At 42.0% G+C, this 1492-nt stretch carries 1 protein-coding gene; it reads right to left on the reverse strand.

All coding sequences use genetic code 11. The features are described 5' to 3' along the window. Positions 1-170: 170 nt before the first annotated feature. A complete protein-coding gene (locus tag AB5213_RS17095) occupies positions 171-1370 on the reverse strand; it encodes an IS256 family transposase (RefSeq protein ID WP_368277030.1) in 1200 nt (399 codons plus the stop codon). Positions 1371-1492 lie beyond the last annotated feature (122 nt).

Raw genomic sequence — 1492 nt, forward strand, 5'->3', positions numbered from 1 at the left:
GAGAGCGTTTCAAGTTTTGTGTAAACAGAAAAAACTGATATAAGATATGTCATTAGTTATCGAGGACAGAACCTGTTTTTCAGGGTTCTGTCCTTGTTTGTATTATAATGCAGTTTTTGGGCATGTCAAGCAGGACTGGCTGTGCCAGCCCTGCCTAGCATGCATTCTGCTTATAACCTTTCCAATCTTTCTTCGAAGAAAATTTCCAGCTGAGAATGGATCTGTCCCCAATCCTGACGGTGTCCCGTCCATTTCTTGGTGATATCTATCATGGCCAGATACAGCATTTTCAAGAGACTGTCATCGGATGGAAAGACCGTCTTGGATTTGGTGACTTTTCGGAGCTGGCGGTTAAATCCTTCAATCGTGTTCGTGGTATAGATCAGACGTCTGACAGCTTCCGGATACTTAAAATACGTTGAAAGATTTGCCCAGTTATCTTTCCATGACTTTGCAATCTTAGGGTATTTCCCGCTCCATTTTTCATCAAAGCTGTCCAGTTCTGCCAATGCAACTTCTTCTGTAGGAGCTGCATATACACGCTTCAGATCTGCCATAAGTGGTTTGATCTCTTTGTAAGAAACAAATTTCGTGGTGTTCCTGATCTGATGGATTATGCACTGCTGGATCTCGGTCTGGGGAAATACTGCTTCAATTGCCTGTGGAAAACCGGTCAGTCCATCCACACACGCAATCAATATATCTTCTACGCCCCGGTTTTTCAGGCCATTCAGGATGGAGAGCCAGAACTTGGCACTTTCATTTTGACCAACATACATTCCGAGGACATCCTTACGTCCTTCCATATCGATCCCAATCGCAATGTAAACAGCACGTTTTACAATCCGCCCCTCATTACGGGCATGGAAATGGATCGCATCCATAAATACAACAGCATACACACTTTCTAATGGCCTTTCCTGCCATTCTTTTACTATTGGCAGGATCTTATCAGTGATCCGGCTGACAGTACTGTCGGAGATCTCAAGATCGTATAATTCACGCATGTGGCTTTCTATATCGGCAGTAGTCATTCCTTTTGCGTACATGGAAATGATCTTTTCTTCCATCTCCTGCGTAATCGAATTCTGATACTTCTTTACAACCTGTGGTTCGAAGTCGCCTTTTCGATCCCTTGGAATATCAATCTCCATATCTCCGTAACTGGTATGTAACGTTTTCTGGGAATGTCCATTCCTGGAATTATCGGTTTCTTTATTTCGATAATCATACTTGGAATATCCTAGTTCTTCATCCAGTTCCTGATCAAGGGCACCTTCCAAAATGATAGACATCATATCCCGCATAATGGAATTAACATCTGTTCCATCTTTTACTTTTACATTGTTTTCTCTCAGGTAGTTTCCCATGAGTTCTCTAAGCGCTGCTTTTTGTGGTGAATCCTTTTTTCTTGCCATAAAATAAACCTCCAAACTGAGTAATTCTATCTTACATCAGTTTAGAGGTTTACACAAACTTTGGGATACTCCCA

The organism is Coprococcus sp. RTP21204st1_G4_RTP21204_210225 (assembly GCF_040915385.1).
Lineage (GTDB): Bacteria > Bacillota > Clostridia > Lachnospirales > Lachnospiraceae > Allocoprococcus > Allocoprococcus comes.